The 19,303-nt window shown below is 66.1% G+C and carries 18 protein-coding genes and 1 tRNA gene; 3 read left to right on the forward strand and 16 right to left on the reverse strand.

The window, feature by feature from the left end; translation table 11 throughout:
* Window positions 1–756 precede the first annotated feature (756 nt).
* From AC1RQK_RS36460 to AC1RQK_RS36520, 13 genes are all read right to left on the reverse strand, one after another.
* Window positions 757–1,749: a FecR family protein gene (locus AC1RQK_RS36460; protein ID WP_492374021.1), complete on the reverse strand. Its 993-nt coding sequence runs from the start codon at window positions 1,747–1,749 to the stop codon at window positions 757–759.
* 90 nt (window positions 1,750–1,839) lie between these two features.
* On the reverse strand, window positions 1,840–2,355 hold the full coding sequence (locus AC1RQK_RS36465) for an RNA polymerase sigma factor (RefSeq protein ID WP_150984208.1): 516 nt from the start codon (window positions 2,353–2,355) through the stop codon (window positions 1,840–1,842).
* Window positions 2,356–3,072, reverse strand: coding sequence for an STN domain-containing protein (locus AC1RQK_RS36470; protein ID WP_492374020.1), 717 nt, complete (start codon window positions 3,070–3,072; stop codon window positions 2,356–2,358).
* Window positions 3,073–3,205: 133 nt separating this feature from the next.
* Window positions 3,206–4,627: a trypsin-like peptidase domain-containing protein gene (locus AC1RQK_RS36475; protein WP_492814265.1), complete on the reverse strand. Its 1,422-nt coding sequence runs from the start codon at window positions 4,625–4,627 to the stop codon at window positions 3,206–3,208.
* On the reverse strand, window positions 4,608–5,084 hold the full coding sequence (locus tag AC1RQK_RS36480; RefSeq protein ID WP_492814267.1) for a YbaB/EbfC family DNA-binding protein: 477 nt from the start codon (window positions 5,082–5,084) through the stop codon (window positions 4,608–4,610). The genes AC1RQK_RS36475 and AC1RQK_RS36480 overlap by 20 nt, the downstream gene beginning before the upstream one ends.
* Window positions 5,085–5,119: 35 nt before the next feature.
* Window positions 5,120–5,641, reverse strand: a complete 522-nt coding sequence (locus AC1RQK_RS36485; protein WP_492374017.1) for a YbjN domain-containing protein — start codon at window positions 5,639–5,641, stop codon at window positions 5,120–5,122.
* 112 nt (window positions 5,642–5,753) lie between these two features.
* Window positions 5,754–6,695 carry a peptidylprolyl isomerase gene (locus AC1RQK_RS36490; RefSeq protein WP_492374016.1) on the reverse strand — a complete coding sequence of 314 codons (942 nt, stop codon included), beginning with the start codon at window positions 6,693–6,695 and terminating at the stop codon, window positions 5,754–5,756.
* Between the two features lie 191 nt (window positions 6,696–6,886).
* Window positions 6,887–7,681: a hypothetical protein gene (locus tag AC1RQK_RS36495; RefSeq protein ID WP_492814270.1), complete on the reverse strand. Its 795-nt coding sequence runs from the start codon at window positions 7,679–7,681 to the stop codon at window positions 6,887–6,889.
* Between the two features lie 10 nt (window positions 7,682–7,691).
* Entirely contained in the window at window positions 7,692–9,458 is a 1,767-nt protein-coding gene (locus AC1RQK_RS36500) for a putative porin (protein WP_492814272.1), read from the reverse strand.
* A 74-nt stretch (window positions 9,459–9,532) separates the two neighbouring features.
* Window positions 9,533–10,246 (reverse strand): energy transducer TonB family protein, encoded by a 714-nt coding sequence (locus AC1RQK_RS36505; protein WP_492814274.1) that lies wholly within the window; start codon window positions 10,244–10,246, stop codon window positions 9,533–9,535.
* 10 nt (window positions 10,247–10,256) lie between these two features.
* Window positions 10,257–10,667 (reverse strand): ExbD/TolR family protein, encoded by a 411-nt coding sequence (locus AC1RQK_RS36510; RefSeq protein ID WP_006158977.1) that lies wholly within the window; start codon window positions 10,665–10,667, stop codon window positions 10,257–10,259.
* A 15-nt stretch (window positions 10,668–10,682) separates the two neighbouring features.
* Window positions 10,683–12,473, reverse strand: coding sequence for a DUF2341 domain-containing protein (locus tag AC1RQK_RS36515; RefSeq protein ID WP_492814276.1), 1,791 nt, complete (start codon window positions 12,471–12,473; stop codon window positions 10,683–10,685).
* Window positions 12,474–12,540: 67 nt separating this feature from the next.
* Window positions 12,541–14,178 carry a ShlB/FhaC/HecB family hemolysin secretion/activation protein gene (locus AC1RQK_RS36520; protein WP_492374011.1) on the reverse strand — a complete coding sequence of 546 codons (1,638 nt, stop codon included), beginning with the start codon at window positions 14,176–14,178 and terminating at the stop codon, window positions 12,541–12,543.
* Between the two features lie 326 nt (window positions 14,179–14,504).
* On the opposite strand from AC1RQK_RS36520, the gene AC1RQK_RS36525 reads away from it, so the two are divergent.
* Window positions 14,505–14,837 carry a hypothetical protein gene (locus tag AC1RQK_RS36525; protein ID WP_492814278.1) on the forward strand — a complete coding sequence of 111 codons (333 nt, stop codon included), beginning with the start codon at window positions 14,505–14,507 and terminating at the stop codon, window positions 14,835–14,837.
* 53 nt (window positions 14,838–14,890) lie between these two features.
* Window positions 14,891–15,358: a hypothetical protein gene (locus AC1RQK_RS36530; protein ID WP_492814280.1), complete on the forward strand. Its 468-nt coding sequence runs from the start codon at window positions 14,891–14,893 to the stop codon at window positions 15,356–15,358.
* A gap of 82 nt (window positions 15,359–15,440) precedes the next feature.
* Here AC1RQK_RS36530 and AC1RQK_RS36535 read toward each other — a convergent pair whose 3' ends face one another.
* The gene (locus AC1RQK_RS36535) at window positions 15,441–15,968 is read right to left on the reverse strand and encodes a DUF3455 domain-containing protein (RefSeq protein WP_492374008.1); all 528 of its coding nucleotides are present in this window, start codon (window positions 15,966–15,968) and stop codon (window positions 15,441–15,443) included.
* Between the two features lie 287 nt (window positions 15,969–16,255).
* Here AC1RQK_RS36535 and AC1RQK_RS36540 point away from each other — a divergent pair, with 287 nt between their 5' ends.
* Complete coding sequence (locus AC1RQK_RS36540) at window positions 16,256–16,618, forward strand: hypothetical protein (RefSeq protein ID WP_492374007.1); 363 nt, start codon at window positions 16,256–16,258, stop codon at window positions 16,616–16,618.
* A gap of 73 nt (window positions 16,619–16,691) precedes the next feature.
* Here the strand turns inward: AC1RQK_RS36540 and AC1RQK_RS36545 are convergent.
* Both AC1RQK_RS36545 and rpoD read right to left on the reverse strand, forming a co-directional pair.
* Window positions 16,692–16,770 (reverse strand) — tRNA-Ile (locus AC1RQK_RS36545).
* A 27-nt stretch (window positions 16,771–16,797) separates the two neighbouring features.
* A complete protein-coding gene (gene rpoD, locus AC1RQK_RS36550) occupies window positions 16,798–19,074 on the reverse strand; it encodes an RNA polymerase sigma factor RpoD (RefSeq protein ID WP_492814282.1) in 2,277 nt (758 codons plus the stop codon).
* Window positions 19,075–19,303 lie beyond the last annotated feature (229 nt).

Genomic DNA, 19,303 nt, shown 5'->3' on the forward strand with positions numbered 1-19,303 from the left:
TCTTCCCCATGACTGCATCTCCATGTTCAGTTTAGGAAGAATAGGTCTTTCTTTGTTTTGTCTCCACCCTCAAAGAAAAGTAACCAAAAGAAAGCGATCCTTGCAGGAGGCTGGCTTTTCTGGGTTGCGCAGCCCGGTGGATTCGTCGTCAGGCCCCGGGTTCTAACGGCCTCGTGCCGTTACCGGTTTAAAGGACCACTATCCAGCAAATGACGCTGGTTTCGTGGTGAGGCTGCTCGGTAGCGGCATCCCTGCTCGTTCACACATCTGCCGGTACCGGTCCGAAGCGCCACGATATATCACACCATGATGGTTTCGTGGTGGGGTGGGCGCGGTGAAGAGATTCTTCGGGCCTATCAAATCGGTGCCACCGCGCCCACGACGGAAACGGGACGCCTGCAACTTCGTGGCCGCCCACACCGCGAGCGACAGACGGCTTCAAATTCGTGGTGGAATCTACCGGTGGGGGCCACCACGAATCCTTGGGCATTGGCTGGGTCGTGATGATCTAAACTGGTAACGGCACGAGTCCATTAGCACCCAGGGCCGTACGACGAAACCATTGGGATTCCCAGTGACGCCACGCCAGCCTCCTGCAAGGATCGCTTTCTTTTGGTTACTTTTCTTTACGAGTAAAGAAAAGTGACATCTCACACGTTCTAAAACAGCCAATACCGTACAGCCGCGCCAGCAGCTAGAAGCATTAAAACACCGCCCACCCACGTCAGCAGCAACCAAAAGCCCCCTAAGAAACACCTAACTAAGCAACACAATCCCCCCCGGCAACGACCGCACCTCCAACCCAAGTGAGCGCTGTATCTGCGCAATCGCCTTATCCAGCGACCGAATCTGAAACCGCCCCGTCACATGCCTGCCTGCCGCCCGCTTATCCAACAGCACCACCCTGCCCGGCCGGTAGCGATTGATCTCCTCAACCACCTCATGCAATGGTGTATCGGCAAACCGCAGGTAGCCATCGCGCCACGCCGGCATCCATGTCGGATCGACATGCACGATGCGCCCGAGCGCAGCACTATCGTAGGTGAGTTGCTGCTTGCCGCTCAGCGTCGCGATGCCTGCGCCGTGCGCCACCTGCACGGTCCCCTCGACGCAAGTCACGCATACACCGGCAGGCGTGACCCGCACTTCAAACCGCGCGCTCTGCGCAAACGCGCGCCCCGGCCCGGCGACAACCGCGAACGGCCGCGGCGCGTTCAAGGTATCGACAGCGGCTTCGCCGGCGATCAGGTCGATGCCCTGCACACGCCCCGCGCCGGAGCGCACGGCAATACTGGTGCGCGTATTCAGCTCGACGGTGACATCCTCGGCCAGCGCCAGCCGGCGTTGCTCGCCGGTCGCGGTGCGGTAATCCGCGCGCATCTCCTCCACGGAAGGCCACAGGCCCAGCGGCGGCCGGATGACGGCCACCGTCGCCGCGGCTGCCGCCGCGCTCATGGCGCCGCCGAGAAATGCACGCCGCTGCCAGTTCGGCGCGCGCGGCGTCCCGGCAAAACGCAGGCTGGCCGGGTTGCGGGCCACCACCAGCTGGCTGGCCTCGCCCAGCTGCGCCCATCGCTGCCGTGCCACGGACAAAGCAGCCCGGTTGGCGGGATCGGCCATGCACCAGCGCCGCAGCGCGGCGCCGTCGGCCTGCGTCATCTCGCCCGCCGCCACGCGGCGCACCCAGGCGAGCGCCTGCCGCTCGATCGCGTCGAGCGTGCGTTCCGGTTGTCGCGCAGGAATCATCATTCGTATCATGGCATCAAGCGAGCCGCCACCGTGGTTTGCCCATGGACATAGACAAGACGGTTGGGAAGCAACAGATCGGCATGCTTTTTTTCATCCATGCTTGGGGCTATGGGCCATGCAGTACTCATGGGCCCGCTTGAGCTCCAGGCCGATCAGCCGCGGCGACACGCCGAAGCGCACCGCGGCCTCCTGGTTCGAGAGTTCATCGACCCGCACCGCGAGGAAGATCGCCCGCCGGCGTGGCGGCATGCTTTCGATAAGGCGTGCAACGGCCTCGACCTCGTCACGCGCCGCGACCGTTTGCGCGGGGCCGGGCGCGGGATCGACGATCTCGGCCATCAGCGTCTCCATTTCTTCTGCGCTCATGTAGCGGCGGTCGCGCTGCAGCCGGTCCAGCGCCAGGTTGGTGGCCATGCGCATCAGGTAGGCGGCCGGGCTCTTGACCGGCTCGCCCTCCTCCTTGCGGTCTTCCAGGTGCACCCAGGTATCGTGCAGCGCATCGCTGGCGAGCTCGGCCGAGCCCAGGCGCCATGTCAGGCGGCGCTTGAGGTCGTCGTAGCGTTGCGCAAGCAGCTCGCGCAAGCTGGAGCGGCTGGAGTCGCTCATCTATCGGCTCGCCTGCCGGCCGCAGGGCGGCTGGCACGAGCCGGAGCGGGCCGCCGCGGCGTCACAGCGCACCGGCTTGACCAGCAGCACGAATGCCTTGGCCGGATCCCCGGGCGGCTGGCCCACATCGACGTGCTCCACGGTCTCGATGATGGCCGCATCGCGTGCCTTGTCGCCGGTGGTGTCCAGCAGGCGCACGTGCGCAACGTGGCCGGCCGCGTTGAGCTGCACATAGAGCGCGAGGCGATAGTCCCCGAGCGCGAGTGCGGGCCGCGCGCATAGCGCCTGATAGACCTGCGACTGCACGGCGCCGTCATATTGCCGCGCGGCGCTGGCCGGGGGCTGCGCGACGGCCGTGTCCGCGTAGCGCGGCGCGGGCACCAGCACGAAGGCATCGGCCGCGGCTGCCTGCACGCTCAGCCCCGTGCCCTCGAGCATCTTGCGCAAGGCGTTTTCCGGGCTGAAGGTGCCGTGGACAGCAGTCGAGGTTCGCCCCGCTGCCAGCTCGGAGGAAAAGAAGACGGACAGGCTGGTCTGCGCGTCGTATTGCGCCAACGCTTGCTTGAGCGGCTGGGCCGGCAGGTCGAATGCCATCTCCACCGCGCCGCGGTTGGCGGGCTGCTGGGCGCGGGTCTGCTGGCAGGCGAGGCAGAGGGCCAGGACCGCCATATAGACGACCAGTGCGCGCGCACCGGGGGCTGCGACCAAGCTTGCCATCACTATCCAATGCCATGTGCGTTGAGGAGTCCTTGCCGCATCGAGCGCGTGGCCCAAGTGCATACCCGTGCGCATCGTAGGGATCCAATGTGACGCCGCCGTGAAGGCGTGCCAGCCACTGCCGTGACATGGCTCACTCCTCCTGGCCGGGACCCGCCGGCTGCTGCGTCTCGATCGCGATAAACAACCGCGCGTTGCCACGCTGGACCAGCAGCGCCACCGCGCCGTCCGCCGCGCTGGCCTCGTCGGCCAGCGCCTCGATGCTGTCGACCGGCTGGCCGTTGACGGCGAGAATCACGTCGCCGGCGTTCATGCCGGCGCGCGACGCAGCCGCGTTCACGCGCTGCACCAGCAGGCCACCGTCGATACGCAGCACCTGCCGCTCTTGCGCCCACAGCGGCCTGACCATCATGCCCAGCGGCGCGTGCCCGGGCGCCGCCGTGCGCGCCACCCGTGGCGCGTCGAAGCGATCGGGCCGCACCTCCAGCACGAGCGCGGCGCGGTCCCGCCAGATGCGCAGTGGGACGACAACGCCGGGGGCCAGGTCCGCGATGCAGATCAGCGCATCGGCGGACTGCACGACGTCGCGCGCGCCCACCTGCAGGATCACATCGCCCGGCTTCATGCCGGCCCGGCTGGCGGCCCCGCCGGGCTGCACATAGCTCACCAGCGCGCCCGCAGGCCGGGGCAGGCGGAACGAATCGGCCAGTGCCTGCGAGACCTCCTGCACCGCCACGCCGATACGCCCGCGTGTCACCGCGCCCTGGCGCAGCAACTGGTCCTTGATGCGCATGGCCACATCGATGGGAATGGCGAACGACAAACCCTGATAGCCGCCGCTGCGGCTGTAGATGCGCGAATTGATGCCGATCACCTCACCCTTGAGGTTGAACAGCGGGCCGCCGGAGTTGCCGGGATTGACCGGCACGTCGGTCTGCAGGAAGGGCATGTACTCGGCGCCAGGCAGCACCCTGCCCTTGGCGCTGACGATACCGGCCGTGACCGAGTTACTGAAACCATAGGGTGAGCCGATGGCCAGGGCCCAGCTGCCCACCTCCACGCTCGCGGCGTCGCCGATCTTCACCGTCGGCAAGCCGGTGGCGTCGATCTTGAGCAGGGCGACGTCGGCAACGACATCCAGCCCGATCAGCCTGGCCTTGAACTCGCGCCGGTCGGTCAGCTTCACGCTGACCAGGGACCCGCGCGCGACCACGTGCGCGTTGGTGAGGATATAGCCGTCGCCGCTAAGGATAAAGCCCGAGCCCAGGCTGGTCTCGTCGACATTGTCCTGGCCCTGCGCACGCCCGCGCAGCGGATCGGGCAACGCCTCGCGGGCCACACCGATGTTGACCACGGCCGGGCCGTTCTCGCGGACCAGCCGCGAGAAATCGGGCGCGGCTCGCCACGCCGCCGCCTGCAGCGGCGCGCATCCGGCCGTGCCTGCCGCCAGCGCGAAAAGCAGCGCCATGGTGGCAAAAGCCAGCGAGCGCCGCGCAAGACCGCCGCGGCGGCCCGGGTCCAAAGCCATCGCCACGTCAGCTCGCTTGCGCGCCATCCAGCCCCAGCTCCAGCACCATGGGCTGGCGCATATCCGGCGGCGGCGGCTCGGGCAACGCCTTCGTCATCAGCACCGCGCGCAGGTCCGCGTCGGCCTGCGGATTGCCCAGCGAGTCGAACTCCATGCGCTCCACACGGCCATTGGGAGCAAGCCACACACGCATCACCAACGACGCGGACGGCTGCGCGCGGGCCTGCATCCAATCCTGCAAACGCAGGGCGCTCGCGTCGGCCGGGTCCCCCAGCCGCGCCTGGAACTCCGTGCTGGCCAGTTGCGCATAGCGCATCCAGTGCTGCGGGAACGGCTGCGCCGGGGCGGCGGCGGAAGACGCCGCGCCCAGGCCCAGGCCCACCAGCCCCAGCGTACGGAGCAAACGCCCCCACATTTTCCGGGGCGCAGCCAGCTTGCGCGCGGCAGGACTGGCCTGCCGGCTTGGCTCAATCGGGGAATGCATCGAAGTTCCTGTCTTTCGTCATGGTGCGTTGGCCACTACGCGGCGGCTGCCTCTTCCTGCGCAGGAGCATCCGCAGGAGCATCCGCAGTTGCATCCGATGCCGCCGGCTGGAAGTTGCGCAGATGCAGGAAAAACTGGCCCATCATCTGCGTCCACAGCTGCAGCGCCACGGTGAGATAGTCGGGGCCCACGCCGCCGGAGATCACCACGTCCATCTCAAGCACCAGGAATTCGCCGTGCTGCGCGACGCGCGCGAAGCGCTTGGCGCGATGCCAGTCGCCCAGCACACCCTCGGGCAACGCGCCGCCTTGCACCCGCAGCGGACAGCTCAGCGTGAAATCCAGGTACGCATCCGGCGCAGCCGAGTTGCCCCAGAGGACCTGGAAGCCAACGCCGTGGCTGGCGCTGTGCAGGCGCAGCACGCCGTCCTGCTCGATGGCCGTCACGGCGCAGCCGGCGGCCTTGATGGCATCGCAGACCTGCTCCGAAGTCACTGCCATCAGCAGTGCGGGTTGGCTGTCTGCCGAGGTGTCGATCTGGGTTGCGGTGGTGTTCATGGGTATCCTGGTGTTGAAATGATTGGAACTTGGATTGAAACTTGGATTGAAATTTGGATAGGGATTGAGGCTTGCGTGACCGGGCGCCGTGATCCGTGCCTGCATCGTTTTTCTAGTTCGCTTTCTGCAGCACGGCATCCAGCGCGGCGGTGTCGATGCTGGCCGCGCCTGGCGCCACCAGCTTCTCCATATAGGCCTGCACGAGCTGCTGCTGGCGTTGCTGGCGCATCGCCGCCACCAACTGCGGCTTGATCTCGTCGAGCGTTGCGGTGCGGCCAGCCTGCGTGTCCAGCAGCTTCACCACATGAAAGCCCGCGGCCGATTGCACCGGGTCGCTCACCTGGCCAACCTTGAGCCTGGCAACGGTATCGCGCACTTCCGGCAGCATCTGCGCCAGCGGCAGCGTGCCGACCTCCCCGCCGCGTTCGGCACCGCGGGGATCCTGCGAGCGGCTCTTGGCGAGCGCCGCGAAATCGCCCTGGCGTGCCTGCGTGGCCAGCTTGCGGGCTTCGTCGCGCACCTTGGCCGTGGCCGCGGCATCGCTGCCCTGGGTGGCCAGGAAGATCTGCGCGACGCGGTAAGTGGCGGGCACCTGGAAGTTCGCCTTGCCGTCTTCATAGGCCGCCTTCACCTCGAGCTCGGACGGATAGCCCGCCGGCAACTGCGTGACCGACTCCAGGTAGGTAGAGGCAACGATCCGCGCGGAGATCTCGCGCACGGCGGCATCGACGCGCGCCTTCACCTCGGGTCGTTCCGCCCAGCCCTTGCCCTGTGCCTCGCGCAGCAGCGCTTCACTGGCCAGGCGCTGGCGCAGCCAGCTCTCGATGCCCGCGCGGTTGCTCCTGGCCGCGGCGCGGTCCGCTTCCGGCAGGCCTTGCAGCAGCCGCTCCACGTCATCCTGGCCAACGGTGACCGAGCCGGCGCGCGCCACCACCGGACCGCTTGCCGGTGCGGGCTCCGCCGCCTGCACCGGCGCTGCGCTCAGCCACGAGGCCAGCAGGACGCCGATGGCCGTGCGCACGGGCGGCAGCATGGACTGGACATGCGATTTCATTCGAATCATCTGTGTCTTACCTTTTTTCTCTGTGAGCGCGGGCGAACGCTTGCGCGGACCGGCGGCATCGCCTTGCCCGCGCACTGGCCTGCGCGCCTCATGACATCGCAGCAACATGACAAAACACTCACGCCCCAGCAACAGCAGGCTCGGCGCCACCGCCATGCACGGTCCGTTGCTGGCTTTGCGTGTCATGGGCGTGGCGCCTCTGCCGCGCCCGTGGCGCTCGTGGTGCTTGTGGCACTTGCGGTGCTCGTGGTGCTCGTGGTGCTCGCCGCAGCCTTGACCTCGGCGGCCGCCTGCGCGGGTGCGTCGGCGGCTGCCGCAGCGCCGGCCACGAAGCGCCCTTCGTACAGCTTGTCGCCGTACTCCTGCGCAATCTGCTCGAACTTCACCCGGCTCTGCGCCGCGAAGGGCTGGCGCGCGATCATCACCGTACCCAGGTCCACCGTCTCGTAGGCGCGCAGGATCTCCTGGCCCACTGCGTAGAGCTTCGCGTTCTTGGCCTCGCACTGTGCCAAGGTGGCGTGCTGCGTCTTGGCCTCCAGGGCCAGGCGCTGGCGGTCCGCCTCGGCCGCGCGTGCGAGCTTGAGCAGTTCGTCATAAGCGTTGCGGTACTGTGCAATCTGCGTGCTGGCCTTCTCGGCAACCGCCTGTGCCTGCTGTTGCGCCTGCTGGTTCCTGTCGCTCAGCCGCTCGCGCTCCTGGCGCTCGGCAGCGAGTTGCGCGCGGGCACGCTCCAGTTCCTTCTTCGCGTCGGCGTCCGCGCCGGATGGCGCGGCGCCGGCATGTGGCGCGCCGGCCTTGAGCGCGGCCAGTTCGTTCTGCGCCTGTTGCAGCTGCGTGGTGGTGATGCGCAACTGGGCGCGCAGGCGCTCTTCCATGGTCTGGGCCGGCTGGGCGTGAGCCGCTGCGCCGGCCATCATGAAGCTGGTGGCGAGCGCCAGCGGACGCCAGGCGCCGCGCAAGCGTGATGTGGATGACACGGTATCCCTCCTAGAAGCGCGTGTTGATCTCGACCTGCAAGATATCGATCGCCAGCGGCGGGCCATAGACCTCCTTGGTCGACGTCCAGCGGCCGGTCACCCACGTGTTCTTGTCGAGCGCGTACGAGCCGCCCACGTAGTAGCCGCGTGCGTTGGTGCCGCCCAGGTGGAAGGTCGAATCGTTGTAGCCGTCCGGCATGGCATCCGGCTCGATGCGCTTGTAGCCAAGCAGCATGTTCCAGTCGCCCTTGGCCAGCGTCACGGGCTTGCCCAGCGTGGCCTGGAACATATAGGCGTTGCCGCCGCTCTTGAAGTCCGCGCGGCTGGTACCGCCGCTGCCGCCGAAGTTATTGACGATGCCGCCGTTTGCGCGCGAGAACATGCCGCCCTCGTCATAGGCCAGGTTGCGGATGTAGTTCGCATCCATGCGCAGGCCGAGGCTGCCCGCCACCTTGGTTTCCCAGCGGAAGTTCAGGTCCAGCAGCTGGAACTTGGACGCCAGGCCCACGTATTGCGGCTGCGGCGTGCCGGCCGGATCCAGCGGATTAAGCGCGATATTGCGCAACAGCATCAGCGTGTTGCCCTTCTGCATGAAGGCCGGGCGTGACCAGTCGGTGCTGCAGCCGTCGGCGCCGGCGTACAACGCGCAAGGCTGCGACACCTGGCCGCTGACGTTGCGGAAGTCGTAGTACGCCAGCGCACCGCGCAGGCGATTGTCGTTGTTGAGCTTCCAGCTCGCGCCGATCTGCGCACCCAGCAGCCATTTCTTCTCGCTGCTCGCCTTGTTCTGGCTGCGGCTGGGGAAGCTGTCGGAGGAATACTCGAGCGGCACCAGGCCGAGTGTGCCGAACAGCGCGACGTCCCGGTTGGGCAACGCCTTGTCGAACTGCGCGGCCAGGCCGTCGAAGTTCAGGTCGTTCGAGAACAGCAGGTCGGACGACACGAACGGGTTGCCGAAGCGCCCGGCCGTGAGGTTGACCCATTCCGCCGGCTTGTACGACAGCCAGCCCTGATCGAGCCACACGTTCTTCTTGGCCAGGCCACCGCCCAGGGTCTGGTTGGTGGACACCGGGCTGTCGTCGTTGCCGGTGGCAATGCGGATGCCCGCATGCGTGCTGTCGGAAATATCGGCCAGCACGCCGAACCTGGCGCGGGCACGCAGCAGGCTCACGCGGTTCTGCCGCGTGTTGACCAGCGGCGGCAGCGAGAGATTGGTGTTCGGGTTGACGTCAAAGCCGCTGCCCTGGTTGATGGCCGCCCAGTCGATGGCGATATCGCTGTTGTTGCTGGAGTAGAAGCGCGACTCGTCGCGCACGCGCACGTCCCCTTCGATGCGGATACGCTTGGTCCACTCCGGCGTTTCGTTCGGTGCCGCCCAGCCTTCGGCCTGGGCCTGGGCCATGACCTGCCCCTTGACCTCGTCGCGAATCTGGTCGCGCACAGTGTCGGAAATATAGGGCACGCGCACGTCGCCCGGCTCCACGCGCAACCCGCCGGCAGCGGCGGCCGGCGCTGCCGACGCCACGCGCTGCGCCTGCTGCTGCGCCATGGCTTCGGTCTGGGCCTGGGCAAGCAAGGCTTCACCGGCATCTTTTTTCAGGGCACCGCTTTGCATCAGGCCACGGATCAGCTTGACCATGGTGCTATCGGCGGGTGCCGCGCCTTGCGCGTAGCCCGCGCCGCTTGCGCCGAGCAGCGCGATCGCCATGGCGGCGGCCAGCGCGTGGATCTTGCGGGCCGGCTCCGCGTGGCGCCGGGAGTTTGCTGGATGGTTCATCGGTTCGTTCACGAGAATGAGGTGGAATAGGTAGGGCATGCGGTGAGACATGCGGCGGCGGCCTGCCGGCCGCGTCACGGCCGGCGCCCCTTGATCGACATGCGCATCGGAAAGCGCAGCGACGCCGGCGGCCGTTCGTCGGCCCGGAAATCGCGCACCATGGCCAGCACGGCTTCATCGGTCTGCGCGTTGCCGGTGCTGCGCACCAGTTGCGCACGCGTGGCGCGGCCGTCGGCGTCCAGCCACAGCTCGATGCGGATGTCCTCGAACGCCAGCTGCCGGGTGCGCTGGTCGCGCGCAAAGGCTTGCTGCAAGGCACCCGAGACGTAGCTCGAATAGGACCGGCTGCCCAGCCCGCCGCCACCGCCGGTCATGCCGCCGCCGCGCCCGGCCTGGATGCCAAATGCATCCGTGCCGGCTTGCGCCGCGCCGTCGATCGTGACCGGGTCGCCGAGATCCTTCGACGGGCTTGGGGGTGCGTCGTCCTTCGGCGCTTCCTGCGGGTCCGCCGGCTTGGGCTCGGGCTCGACCACTTCCGGCTTGACCTTCTCCGGCACCGGCTCGGGCGGCTTCTCGGGCTCGGGAGGCGGCGGCGGCGGCGGCGGTGGCAGCACCAGCATCGGCGTGGCCGCCACCTCGCGCTTGGTGCTGGCGGTGTCGGACAGCAAGCGCCAGACCAGCACGGCCAGCCCGATGATGACCAGCGCGCCGATGATCAGCCCGCCCCAGCGGCGCCACAAGGCGATGGCACGCTGCCGGGGCGGAAGAGTTGGATCACGATGTTTCACCCGACTCTCCTCACGCCGGCTTGCCGGTGACGAGGCCGATCTGGTTCAGGTCGATGCGCCTGAGCAGGTCCAGCACCTCCACCACCTTCGCGTACTGCACGGCGGCGTCGCCCCGCACGATCACGGGGAAATCCGGCGTGAGCGCCTTCTCCGTGCGCAAGCGCTCCTCCAGCTCCGGCAGCGTCACCGGATAGGCGTCGAGGAAGACCTGGCCCGCGTTGTCGATCGTGATGGCCTTGGTCTTGGGCTTCTCCAGCGCGACCGACGAACTCGCCTTGGGCAGGTCCACCTTGATGCCCGGGATGCTGGCATTGCTGGTCAGGATGAAAATCACCAGCACCACCAGCAGCACGTCGACGAAGGGCGTGATGTTGATGCCGCCCGTGCGCTTCTTGGTGCCGAACTTGGCTGCGTATGCCATGGCCGCGCGCTCCCCTTAAGCCCGGTGCAGGGCAGCGGGGACGCGACGTCCCTCGCCCTGCTCTTCGGCCAGGCGCGTGGCGAACTCGTCCACGAACACCGCCATGTCGGCGCCGATCGAATCCGAGCGCGAGGCAAGCCAGTTGTAGCCGAACAGCGCGGGAATCGCGACGCCCAGCCCGGCGGCGGTACACAGCAAGGCCGCGGCCATGCCCGGCGCCACCGAGTTGATATCCACCGCGCCGGCCATGGCCGCCACGACAAACACCAGCATGATCCCGATCACGGTGCCGAACAGGCCCACATATGGCGCGCCTTCGATGGTGGTCGACAGCCAGTTCATGCGCTTGGCCATGCGCTCGCTCTCGCGCACCATCACGCCATCCATGGCCGCGCGGATCGCGCTGATGGTCGCGTCGGAGACCGCGTTGAGGTCGTAGCCCATCTGATGGCGGCGGTGCAGTTCCTCGACCGCCATTTCATACAAGCGCCACAGCGACGAATCCGCCTTGACGGCCTCGGGTACGCGGTTGCTCTTGGCCAGCTGGTCCAGCGGCGCGCCGGCCGCTTCGCGGAAATGCACCATGAAGGCAGCGTTGGCGCGCGAGGTGGCGCCGTAGCTGCGGCCCTTGCTGATCATGATGGCCCACGACAGCGCCATCATGATGCCGAGCAGGCCCACCACGATCCAGGCGTCCAGCGGCATGGCGGCGAGGATGAAGCCGAAATGGCTCTTTCCGGCCTGCTGCTCGTCCGCGCCGAACACGGCCAGGCGCGATTCGGCACCTTGCGATACGGCGTCGGCGAGGATCAGCGCATCCGGGCGCGCCACCTTGGACAAGCGCACTTCATCGATGGCACCGGTGAACGGGCTCAGCGCGGTCGCTGCGGCCGGCGTGTTGGCCGCCGCCGCGTCGGCACCGAGCGTGGCCGGCGTGTTCAGCGCCGGCAAGGCGGTTGCCAGCGACGCGGCAGGACGTCCGCCGACATACAGCGACACGCTCTTGCCATCGGACTTGACTGCCAGGTGCGACCACTGCCCCGCCTGCACGGGCTGGCCGGGATTGCTGCGCTGGCCATTGACCTGCACGAACGGCACGCCCTGGTCGATCCCGATGACGAGTTCGCCCGCGCCATCTCGGCGCGCATAGACGGCTTGCTGCGGGCCGAGCTTCTCGGGGCGCACCCAGGCGGAGAAGCCGAACGGCGCGCCCGCGGCCAGCGCCAGCGACGGCGACGACGGCAGCACCAGCGGGGCGGCGCCGAGCTGCGCGCCCTTGCCGATGACAGTGCCATCGACGCTCACCACTGCGGTCTGGCTGTGGTTGCCGTAGGCCGTGGTGTCGCGTGCCGGCACGCTGCCTTCGGCAAAGTGGTAGACCAGCGTGAAGTCAGGGTCGAAGGTCCGCTGGCCATTGCCCGATGCCGGCGCCTTGGCGTTGCCGTAGTACATCCACAGCTGCTGCGGGCCCGCCGCCGAGACCGACGGAACGTCGATCCAGATCAGCGCGATGCCCAAGAGCGGATCGAACTGTTCGATCTGGTGGTTAAGCACGGTCTTGTCGTCGGCGGCAACAAAGCGCAGGTCGGCGCCAGTCTCGCTCACGCCTTCAAAGCTGAAGTTGCCGGTATGCAGGCGCAGCAGCACCGGGGTACGCCCGGCATCGCCGCCGATCGCGCCGGCCTTGGGGCCGGCGTCGATCGTGATCGGCTTGCGATAAGCCCAGTCGGGCTGCCACCAGGCATGGGCCAGGTCCGGCAGGAGTGTGCTCAGCAGCGTGAGCACGAGCAAAAGGATGCGTCGCATGACAGTGGTTCTCGGTTAGCTCGTCGGGAGTCGATGTTTCAGGTTGGAAGCGGCGCGCCGCACGCGCTCAGTAACTGGCGGTGACGCTGAAGTTCACGCGCGGGTCGCCACGCTGCGTGCGTGGCCCGTCCTTGAGCGGATAGCCCAGGTCCAGGCGCCCGGTGACTTTCTGGCCGAGGCGGAACGTAGTGCCCACCCCCACCGAGGCGAGCGAGACGTTGCTCTTCTGCTCGGGCAACGGATCGCGCAGACGGACCTGGCCGGCATCGGCAAACAGGTAAGCACGCCAGTTTTCAACCACGGAAGTGAAGAAGGCCAGCGGCGGCGTGCGCATTTCCACGGACCCGACCACGCCATAGTCTCCGGTGGTCTCGGCGGACAGGTAGCCGCGCACCGAGTTCATGCCGCCGGCCGCGATCTGCTCGTTCGAGACCAGCGGGGAATCCGTGATCTGGGCCGCCAGGCGCCAGCCCAGCTGCGCGTTGCCCGCGAAGGTGTAGGAGCCATTGGTATCGCCTTTGAGCACCATGAAGCTCGGCGACGCCTTGTAGCGCTTGTAGTCGAATTGCTGCGCGGTGCTGCCGTAGCCAAGGAAGCTGCGCGTGCCCGCGACCAGCGAGAGGTTCAGGCCATAGGTGCCGCGCTCCGTCTGGCCGAAGCCCGAGTAGCCAAGCGTGATCGGCGCGTACTTGAGCGGCACCGTATCGCCGGCGCTGCCAAGGCGCGTCACCTCGTCGTTGTCCTTGAAGTCCACGCCGGCGCTGAACGCGTGCCACCATGCGCCGGTGTTCGGCACGGTGTAGGTGGCCTTCACGCCAACCGCATAGCCCTTGCCCAATACATTGGTGCCGCCTAGCGTCGCGACGTTGCTGTCCGATTTGTAGCCGGAAGCCTCGAGGCCCCAGTTAGTGCCACGCAGCGGCGCCACATACGAGCCGGACCACACCTGGGTCTGGTTCAGGTCCTGCGGGGCGCCAAAGAAACTGACCGAGGCGCTGTGCCCCAGTTGCCAGAGGTTGTCGTGGCCCAGCGAAGCCGTGGCCCGCAGTTGCTTGGTATCCGCGCTGTAGTCGTTGTTCAGGCCCACGCTTGCCCGCCACGGGCTGCTGTCCTCGACCTTGAGATCAACGTCCATGGTGCCAGGCAGCGCGCCTTGCCTGACCAGCGGCATCACCTGCCGGTTCGCGGTCCGGTTCAAGGCAGTGAGCTCCGTCTGCGCCTGGTTGAAGTCCGGCACCGCGCCCTCCGCCAGCGCGGGCACCTGCTCACGCACCTCTACCGGCGAGTTGTACTGCGCTCCCACCACACGCACACGACCCACCTTGGTCTCGCTCACCTGCAGGAAGACCACGCCGCCAACCGCCTGCTGCTCAGGCAGGTCCACGTAGACCGACTGGTATCCCTTTGCCTGGTAGGCCGCCAGCAGCGCATCGCGCGCGCCCTCGATATCCTTCAGCGTGCGCTTCGGCCCAAGGTAAGGCGTGACCGCGCGCTCGATCGCGCGCGCATCCAGCACCGTGTTCCCACGCACGATGTACTCGTTGATGTCGACGCGCCGTTGCGCATCGGCCTGCACGCCCGGCGTTGCCGCCTCGGTGGCAGCGGGGGCCTGCGCCATCGCGGTTCCCTGCGTCCCTAGTCCTAGCATCGCCAGACATAGCGCCCTCCAGCGCGCGGACGCATCGTTCTTGTTCTTGTCATGCATGTGTTTGCTCAATCCCTTGCGAAACAATTGCCGTCGTTCCCTTGCGCCGGCGCCTCGACCAGAGGCAAGTCGTAAGCGATCGCGTCCGATGAGGCCATGATGAGCGGTCATCATTTCAGCGCCGCGTACGATTGGTTAGACGAACGGCCCGCGCGCCGACTGTCGTTTGTCACGAAAGCTTCATGTGCGAGCGCGGGGCATGGCGATGCGCCTCAACGGCAGCGATATCGCAGAGCAATTGCATGCCGCGCTACTCGGAATGGAGCGCTACACTTCAGGCATATCGCCAATGGCGGGGTTGGCAATCAATGAAAATGGAGCACGAAATGCGCGGATGGCTGAACGCTGTAGTGATTGCCGCAGGTAGCCTTGGCTCGGCCTGCCCGCTACTCGCTGCGGAAGCATCCCCACCAACGGGGGACGGCACGGCGAGCTGTGTCGAGGTCGAAGTCAATGGCATGCGGGCCCCGTCGTTTCCTTGCCTGACGCAGAAGCTAAGCCCCAAGCCCACCCCCGGCCAGCCACCCTCGGAGCGCAAGCTGGCGTCCGAGGCTATCGTGGAGCGTCCCTCCAACGCGCTGGGGCTGTTCAACTACTCGGCGACCAGCCACCGCATGGGCAATACCTTCGGCACATCGGTCACGCCGCAGCGGCCATAGCCGCATTAGCCGCAAGCTAGTTCATTCACCACAGTTTCTTTAAGGGAAAAGACGTGCCATTCATCATCGCCGGCCTCGCCTTGATCGGTGCCCTCATCTATGGTGCGGTCCGCCTGTACGCCACGGTGGCCGCAGCCTATGGCGCGATCGCCGGGACCGCCGCTGTCTTGTTCTGCGCGGCGCTGCTCGTGGCATTCGTCGCAAGCCTGGTCCGCCGCTACCGCGCGATCCACGGCGTCAAGATCAAGGGCGAGCGCATCCTGTCGCTGGAGGGCGCATGGGGGACGATGCGCGTGGATCCGGAACGCAAGCGTGGCGCACTGGATGTCGACGGACAGCAGGCGAAGTTTATTTTTGCGGATATAGCGAGTGCCACCGCGCTGGAGAACGGCAGCGCATGGATGCTTGCCTTACGTCTCGAACACCAAGCGCGACGCAGTTGGCAGATCCCGATGGCAAGCCGGAAGGAGGCGTTGCGCTGGGCGAAGATATTCGACCTGGCTGCCGTGCAGAAGCTTTGAAGGCCTGGTGCTGCGCGGCTCGCCCGAGCGGCGCGGACGGCAACGCCATCGGAACGAACGCGCCTGCCTCGACGAGACGCGTCTATTCGAGAAATACATAGTCCGCGCGATAAGGCACGCGGCTTTCCTGTCCTTCCTCGGTGCAGGCCTGAGCGGGCGCAATGCCGCCTTGCGTGTTCAAGCGCTGAACGTAATGCACTCCCGCTAGCAAGCCCGCCCCTCCGGAACTCGTCGCCTGCAACAGCAATAGCGCAATGCTGTCGGGCGCCCTGGCATTTGCGGCCTGCCGCAGTACTTTGCCGGTTATCTTGCTGCCGTCCGGCGCCTCCCAGGTCGGCCCGGCGTAGTGCCGGGCGATGAGCTTGCCGGAATCGTCGCGCAGATCCGCTTCGGGGGATTTGAACGCCCACGCCAATGAACTGCCCTGATCGCGCTTGCATACATAGATCTGCACGCCGGACGCATGCAGGGTCGCGATCGTACGATGGACGTCGGCGGGCTGGAGCTCAGGCGGCGCGGCCTCCTGGGCAACGGCGCAAGAAACCAACAAGCATGCTCCGGCGAGGGCAATGCGATGCGCTTTGCGACTGGTGTGGAAATCTTGCGGCATACACCCTCCTTGCCTGAGCCCGGTCAGAATAGTACCTCCGGCGCGATGGCAAGGAAACGGAGGAAGACACGGCAATCGCAGCAAACGCGGCAGGCCCGGCCGGCCGCGTTGCCACTGGATGCGGTTGAAGTAGCGAACTGCAGACATGGGCTCAGCCACAGGCGGGCAGCAAAATGATCACTGGAATTCTGCAAGCCTGACGGCTACGCTAATAGGCGGACCGTTGCGCCAGTTGAGCGCGCGAGGGTCATCGGCTTTGCATCGACTTTGATTGGAAGGAGTCATCCATGAAGATCGCTATCGCAATGGCAATTGCAGTTCTCCTGCCTGCTACCGTCTACGCCGCAGGCCCCGCAAATCCAGCGGATCGCTACGACTACAACATGCGTAGCACCAACAAGGACGGCTATGTGCCGGACCCTCAACGCACGACCAATAAAGACGGCTACGTACCCGATGCCGAACGCGCTACCAACAAGGACGGCTACGTGCCAGACACCGCAAAGGCCAACGACAAGTTTGACCCGTACACCCAGGGTGCCAACCAGAACACGGCCTCGGCGCTCACCGACTCAAAAGCGTCTACCAAGAAGCCAGCTGGCAAGGCGTCAAGCCAGAAAAAATCGCCCGCTGCCGGCATGGACAAATAGGGCGGCCTGCTCAGATTAAGTCCGACGCGGCAAAGAAAAAGCCCCGCAGGAATCTGCGGGGCTTTTTCAACTATGGTGGGCCTCCCGTGAGTCGAACACGGCACCAACGGATTATGAGTCCGCTGCTCTAACCAGGCATGAGCTAGAGGCCCTGGAAAGTCAGACCGGCATGATACCGATCAACTGCCTTCAAGGAAACTCTTTAGCTTATCCGAGCGGCTCGGGTGACGCAGCTTGCGCAATGCCTTGGCTTCTATTTGACGGATCCGCTCGCGTGTGACGTCGAACTGCTTGCCGACTTCTTCCAGCGTGTGGTCCGTGCTCATTTCGATGCCGAAACGCATGCGCAGCACCTTGGCTTCGCGCGGCGTGAGCGAATCCAGCACATCCTTGACGACGTCGCGCATGGAGCCGTGCAGCGCCGCTTCGGCCGGGGCCAGCGTGTTGGTGTCTTCGATGAAGTCGCCAAGATGGGAGTCGTCGTCGTCACCGATCGGCGTTTCCATGGAGATCGGTTCCTTCGCGATCTTCATGATCTTGCGGATCTTGTCTTCCGGCATCTCCATCTTCTCGGCCAGCGTTGCCGGATCCGGCTCGTTGCCGGTTTCCTGCAGGATCTGGCGCGAGATGCGGTTCATCTTGTTGATCGTTTCGATCATGTGCACCGGGATACGGATGGTGCGCGCCTGATCGGCGATCGAGCGGGTGATGGCCTGGCGGATCCACCACGTCGCGTAGGTCGAGAACTTGTAGCCGCGGCGGTATTCGAACTTGTCCACCGCCTTCATCAGGCCGATATTGCCTTCCTGGATCAGATCGAGGAACTGCAGGCCGCGGTTGGTGTACTTCTTGGCGATCGAGATCACCAGGCGCAGGTTGGCCTCGGTCATCTCGCGCTTGGCTTCGCGGGCGCGCTTCTCGCCCTCGCTCATCTTGCGGTTGACTTCCTTGAGCTCCTTGAGCGGCAGCACCACGCGCATCTGCAGGTCGATCAGCTTTTGCTGCAGCTCGCGCACGGCCGGCACATTACGTTCGACGATGGTGCTGTACGGCTTGCCGTCTTTGATAATCGTGTCGATCCACTCGAGGTTGGTCTCATTGCCCGGGAAACGGGCGACGAAATCCGCACGCGGCATGCCGCACTTGTCCACCACGATCTTCAGGATGGAGCGCTCGAGCTTGCGCACTTCGTCCACCTGGCCACGCAGCGTGTCGCACAGGCGTTCGACGTTGCGGGCGGTGAAGCGGATGCTCATCAGCTCGTTCAGGATGGCTTCCTGGGCCTTGACGTAGGACTTGGACTTGTAGCCTTCCTTCTCGAACGAGCGGCGCATCTTGTCGAACTGCTCGGCGATCACGCGGAATTTTTCCAGCGCGGCCAGCTTCAGCTCTTCGAGCTGGCGTGCCGAGGCAGCCAGGCCGCCGGCATCGTCATCCTCGTCTTCGTCGGATTCTTCGCCGTCAGATTCCGGCTCGTCTTCCTCGGCAGCCGCCACCACGGCCGGAGCCGGCGGGGCCACGGGCACGTCCGCGGCGTTCGGGTCGATCAGGCCGTCGACGAACTCGTCGATCTTGATTTCATCGCTGGCAACGCGCTCGGCCAAGGCCAGGATCTCGGAGATCGTGACCGGGCAGGCGGAGATCGCCATCACCATGTCTTTCAGGCCGGCCTCGATGCGCTTGGCGATTTCGATTTCGCCTTCGCGCGTCAGCAGTTCCACCGTGCCCATCTCGCGCATGTACATGCGCACGGGGTCCGTGGTGCGGCCGAACTCGGAGTCCACCGTGGAAAGCGCGGCCTCAGCTTCTTCCTCGGCTTCTTCCTCGCTGGTGGCGGACGGGGCATTGTCGTTGAGCAGCAGCGTTTCCGCGTCCGGCGCCTGCTCGTAGACGGCGATGCCGATGTCGTTGAGCGTGGCGACCAGCGTGTCGATCGTTTCCGAATCGACCATGTCGTCCGGCAGGTGATCGTTGATTTCCGCGTACGTCAGGTAGCCGCGCGACTTGCCGAGCTTGATCAGCGCCTTGAGCTTCTGGCGGCGTACTTCCAGTTCTTCCTCGGTACCCTGCTGCGTCGAGGCGAACTCCTTCAGCAGAGCCTTTTCCTTGGCCTTGCGGTCGCGAGCCTTTTGCTTTTCGCTCTTGGGCGCTGCAGTCGGCGTTGCCGCCGCGGGGATCTCGTCTTCGTAAAGCTCTTCAGTCACGTCGTCTGGTGTGCTGTCGTCGTGCTGCGCTCCGGCCTTGGGCTTGCGGCCACGCTTCTTCGGCTCCGGCTTGACTGCCGGAGCGGCGGGACGCTCGGATGCAACGGGGGCGGAAGTTGTGGCATTCGGCGTGGCCTCGGGCTCGGCGGCGCCTGGCTTGGCGTCTCCGGTCTTGGCGCTGGTCGCTGCCGCTTTCTTGCTCTCGACTTCGGTATTCTGCTGTTTCGCCACGGTAATACTCTTGCCTTTCACAGGTACAGATGCGGCGTGCTTGCCGCTTGTATTGGCGCTATCGCCGCTCTCGTGTGCCGAAGTCGAGGGCTTCAGGTTTTCGGACGGGCGGATCCCGGTGGAAGTGGACGCTGCGGGCGCCTTGGCGCTCCGAGCTGTCTTAGCTGGCACAGGCTGGGCTGGCGCCTTGACTGACGCGGCTGTCTTCGCAGCCGCCGTTGTTTTCACGGACGCCTTGCCGCTCCCCGAT

The sequence above is a fragment of the Cupriavidus sp. GW822-FHT02D05 genome (assembly GCF_058802485.1).

Coding starts and splice junctions, on each gene's coding strand:
- AC1RQK_RS36460 (WP_492374021.1), bottom strand. CDS start 1,749: ATGATGATTCCTGCGCGACAACCGGAACGCACGCTCGACGCGATCGAG.
- AC1RQK_RS36465 (WP_150984208.1), bottom strand. CDS start 2,355: ATGAGCGACTCCAGCCGCTCCAGCTTGCGCGAGCTGCTTGCGCAACGC.
- AC1RQK_RS36470 (WP_492374020.1), bottom strand. CDS start 3,072: ATGGCAAGCTTGGTCGCAGCCCCCGGTGCGCGCGCACTGGTCGTCTAT.
- AC1RQK_RS36475 (WP_492814265.1), bottom strand. CDS start 4,627: ATGGCGCGCAAGCGAGCTGACGTGGCGATGGCTTTGGACCCGGGCCGC.
- AC1RQK_RS36480 (WP_492814267.1), bottom strand. CDS start 5,084: ATGCATTCCCCGATTGAGCCAAGCCGGCAGGCCAGTCCTGCCGCGCGC.
- AC1RQK_RS36485 (WP_492374017.1), bottom strand. CDS start 5,641: ATGAACACCACCGCAACCCAGATCGACACCTCGGCAGACAGCCAACCC.
- AC1RQK_RS36490 (WP_492374016.1), bottom strand. CDS start 6,695: ATGAAATCGCATGTCCAGTCCATGCTGCCGCCCGTGCGCACGGCCATC.
- AC1RQK_RS36500 (WP_492814272.1), bottom strand. CDS start 9,458: ATGAACCATCCAGCAAACTCCCGGCGCCACGCGGAGCCGGCCCGCAAG.
- AC1RQK_RS36510 (WP_006158977.1), bottom strand. CDS start 10,667: ATGGCATACGCAGCCAAGTTCGGCACCAAGAAGCGCACGGGCGGCATC.
- AC1RQK_RS36515 (WP_492814276.1), bottom strand. CDS start 12,473: ATGCGACGCATCCTTTTGCTCGTGCTCACGCTGCTGAGCACACTCCTG.
- AC1RQK_RS36520 (WP_492374011.1), bottom strand. CDS start 14,178: ATGCATGACAAGAACAAGAACGATGCGTCCGCGCGCTGGAGGGCGCTA.
- AC1RQK_RS36525 (WP_492814278.1), top strand. CDS start 14,505: ATGCGCGGATGGCTGAACGCTGTAGTGATTGCCGCAGGTAGCCTTGGC.
- AC1RQK_RS36535 (WP_492374008.1), bottom strand. CDS start 15,968: ATGCCGCAAGATTTCCACACCAGTCGCAAAGCGCATCGCATTGCCCTC.
- AC1RQK_RS36540 (WP_492374007.1), top strand. CDS start 16,256: ATGAAGATCGCTATCGCAATGGCAATTGCAGTTCTCCTGCCTGCTACC.